This window comes from Mesorhizobium sp. M7A.F.Ca.CA.004.04.2.1 (assembly GCF_004022825.1).
Taxonomy (GTDB): domain Bacteria; phylum Pseudomonadota; class Alphaproteobacteria; order Rhizobiales; family Rhizobiaceae; genus Mesorhizobium.
This window is the reverse complement of sequence record NZ_RZPH01000685.1, coordinates 1-3,322: the sequence shown is the minus strand read 5'-3', so window position 1 is coordinate 3,322 and position 3,322 is coordinate 1. Positions and strand designations below refer to the sequence as shown.

Here is a 3,322-nt window from a genome sequence, read left to right as displayed (position 1 = left end):
CGCGGAAGGAACGCGTCGATAGGCAAGGCGGTTCTGATCGACACGGCCATGATCTTGCCGGCAGCCGACAGGTTGGGACGCACGAAGACCTGGGCGGGGCCGTTGACGCGGCTGTAAAGGTCAATGATGTCCTGGTTCATGAAGCGCACACAGCCCGACGATGCGTTCTTGCCGATGGAATCCCACTCCGGCGTGCCGTGCAGTCGGTACATCGTGTCCTTGCCATCGCGGAACAGATACAGCGCGCGGGCGCCCAGCGGGCTCTGCGGGCCGGGCGGCATGCCGTCCTTGTATTTCGCCAATTCCGGCCGGCGCTGGATCATTTCCGGTGGCGGCGTCCAGACCGGCCACTTCTTCCTCGCCTGGACCACGGCGCTGCCGGTCCATCCGAAACCGGCTTTGCCAAGGCTGACGCCATAGCGGATAGCTGTGCCGCCGTCGCGCACCAGATAGAGGAAGTGCTCAGACGTATCGACGACAATCGTGCCGGGTTTCTCTCCGGTCGGGTCAGTCACGATCTGGCGCACGAACTTCGGATCGACCTTGGCGACCGGGATTGCCGGCAGTTGATAGCCCTCGTCGACACGCGCCGCATACATGCTCGCGGCATCGCCGAAAGCCGGATCGCTCGGCGGTGCTGCAACCGGCGGCGGCGGCGCCATGTCTGTTGTGGTGCACGCCGAAAGAGCCAGGGCACCCAAGGCGGATGCACCGAGGAACGCGCGCCTGTTCAGGCGCTCAAAAAATAGCGGAATATCGGACATGACCCCCCCGGCTTATCCAAGAACTGTAGGAATGCGGCCCCACGCATCGAGGATCAATATCCCATTCCGGAAGCTTTGAGAACATGATTAGATCACGGCATGACCTGTCCCGTTGAATCGGCAATCATCGCGCACGCGACTTGAAACGAACCTTCGCCGAGCTGCCCGCCATGGACGAAAAAAATCCCCCGCGCCGGCGCACCGGCGACCTGACCAGCGGCCCGATCCCGCGCACGCTTCTGCTGTTCGCCCTGCCGGTGCTCGGCTCCAACGTGCTCCAGTCGCTCAACGGTTCGATCAACGCCGTCTGGGTCGGCCGTTTCCTCGGCGAATCGGCGTTGACCGCCACCTCCAACGCCAACCTCGTCCTGTTCCTGATCCTCGGCACCGTGTTCGGCATCGGCATGGCGGCCACCATCCTGGTGGCCCAGTCGGTCGGTGCCCGCGACCTGCCCGAGGCGCGCCGCATCGTCGGCACCAGCGCGACGTTCTTCTTCCTCGTTTCTGTTATCCTCGCGGTCTGCGGCTGGATCTGGGTCGACGCCATTCTCAACACGCTCGGCACACCGGCCGATGCCTTGCCGCTCGCCCGCTCCTATCTGCGCATCATCTTCGTCGCCGTGCCGATGATGAACCTTCTGTCCTTCGTCATGACCGTGCTGCGCGGTGCCGGCGATTCACGCACGCCCTTCTTCTTCATGGCTCTGGCCGTCGTCCTCGACATCGTGCTCAACCAATTGCTCATCCGCGGCATCGGACCGTTTCCCGAACTCGGCATCGCGGGCTCCGCCACGTCCACGCTGATCGGCCAGACGGTAAGCGTGATCGCCATCCTGATCGTGCTCTATGTGCGCAGGCATCCGCTGCGGCTGGCCGGCGCCAACCTCGCCCTGCTGCGGCCCGATCCCACCTTGCTTCGCATCGTCGTCGTCAAGGGCGTGCCGATGGGTCTGCAGATGATCGTCATTTCGGCGGCGGCACTGACGGTGATGGGCATCGTCAATTCCTACGGCTCACAGGTCGCCGCCGCCTACGGCATCGCCGCCCAGCTGTGGACCTATATCCAGATGCCGGCGCTCGCCATCGGCGCCGCGGTGTCCTCGATGGCGGCGCAAAATGTCGGCGCCGGGCGCTGGGACCGGATCGGCCGCATCGCCGCCTCCGGTGTCGGCTTCAACCTGGTCCTGACCGGCGCACTGGTTGCAGTGCTGTCGGTTTTCGACCGTTCGGTGCTGAGCCTGTTCCTGAGCAGCGACAGCGCGGCGATCGACATCGCCGTCCACATTAACAATGTCGCCTCGTGGTCGTTCATTCTGTTCGGCATAACCATCGTGCTGTTTGCCACCGTACGAGCCACGGGTGCCGTGATGCCGCCGTTGATCATCCTGGTCATTTCGGTGCTGGTCGTGCGCACCGGCTTCGCCTATTTCATGCGTGGCGTGATCGGCGAGGAAGCGCTGTGGTGGAGTTTCCCGGTGGGTTCGATCAGCTCGCTTGTACTGGCGGCGGCCTACTACCGTTTCGGCCGCTGGCGCACCACGCACATGATCGAGAACAGACCGGCAGCCGGCGAGCCGCCGGACACCGGTCTTGGCGTGCCACGCGGACGCGCGCATCTTTCGCCTGAAACACCGAACGGCTGAAGTACCCGTCAGGCCATGGACATGGCGGCAGGGCCGCAATTGATTTGCCGCACTGCCCGTCACGCCAGACCCGGCGCAAATGAACCTATTTGCAGGAGAAGCCGGGCGCGATCTTGCACTTGCCGGGACGTGGCCTGTGCGGCCGATGGTGCGGAGGACGGTGCGGCTTGTGCCAGTGTGGCGGCCGATGCGGCGGACGCACGATGATGATTGGCGGGCGAACGATTTGGGAGCGTTCGAGATAGCCGGAGCTGGCCCAGCCGCTCACGCCGCCGCCATGGATTCTGCACCAGCCCGGCTGGCAGCCGGTGACATTGACCCTGAAGCCGCCGGGCAGCGTTCCGACCCTGGCATATCCCGCTCCCGGCCCGCTACGGACATTAAGATTGGTCGTGGTGTGGGCGCTGTAAGCGAAGGCTGCGGCGGACGTCCCGAAGACCGCGGCCATTATGGTCGCGAACACAAGCAGAAAACGCAATCTCATCAGTCCCTCCATTCGAATCCGGCCGTTCATCTGCTTCGGCCAAGACTGCCCTGCAAGAGGGAGCGGCCAAGCCAAGAAAAGTCAACAGGTGGGCGGCGTAACCGTTCTGGCCAGCGGGACTGATGCCGGATTTTTCTTGGACATGGTTGAGGAATTTCCCGGTTGCCGCCTATTGCTCTTCAACACCCGCTGACGTTTACTGTCTTTCGACAATCACCGCGGGCAAAGGTGGATCCATGGGCAAAGGCAGGGTCGAGGCATTCACCGACGGCGCATCGCTTTCAGTTTTTCCGCCACCGATGCGGCAAGGTCGGCATAGCGCTCCTCCAGCCGTTCCGCGGCCTTGATGATCGAGAAATCATGGCCGAACTTTTCCAGCGCCATACGCAGCTTCTCGACGAACTCGGCTTGTTTCTCCAGGGCGGACAACA

The 3,322-nt window shown here is 63.5% G+C and carries 3 protein-coding genes; 1 reads left to right on the top strand and 2 read right to left on the bottom strand.

What is annotated here, in order from left to right:
* The coding region (locus EN893_RS25195) for a L,D-transpeptidase (protein WP_164901088.1) at positions 1 to 764 on the bottom strand (764 nt) is incomplete at its 3' end.
* 170 nt (positions 765 to 934) lie between these two features.
* On the opposite strand from EN893_RS25195, the gene EN893_RS25190 reads away from it, so the two are divergent.
* Positions 935 to 2,407 carry an MATE family efflux transporter gene (locus EN893_RS25190; RefSeq protein WP_127267982.1) on the top strand — a complete coding sequence of 491 codons (1,473 nt, stop codon included), beginning with the start codon at positions 935 to 937 and terminating at the stop codon, positions 2,405 to 2,407.
* Between the two features lie 85 nt (positions 2,408 to 2,492).
* Here EN893_RS25190 and EN893_RS25185 read toward each other — a convergent pair whose 3' ends face one another.
* Positions 2,493 to 2,891: an SH3 domain-containing protein gene (locus EN893_RS25185; protein WP_127267983.1), complete on the bottom strand. Its 399-nt coding sequence runs from the start codon at positions 2,889 to 2,891 to the stop codon at positions 2,493 to 2,495.
* Positions 2,892 to 3,322: the final 431 nt, after the last annotated feature.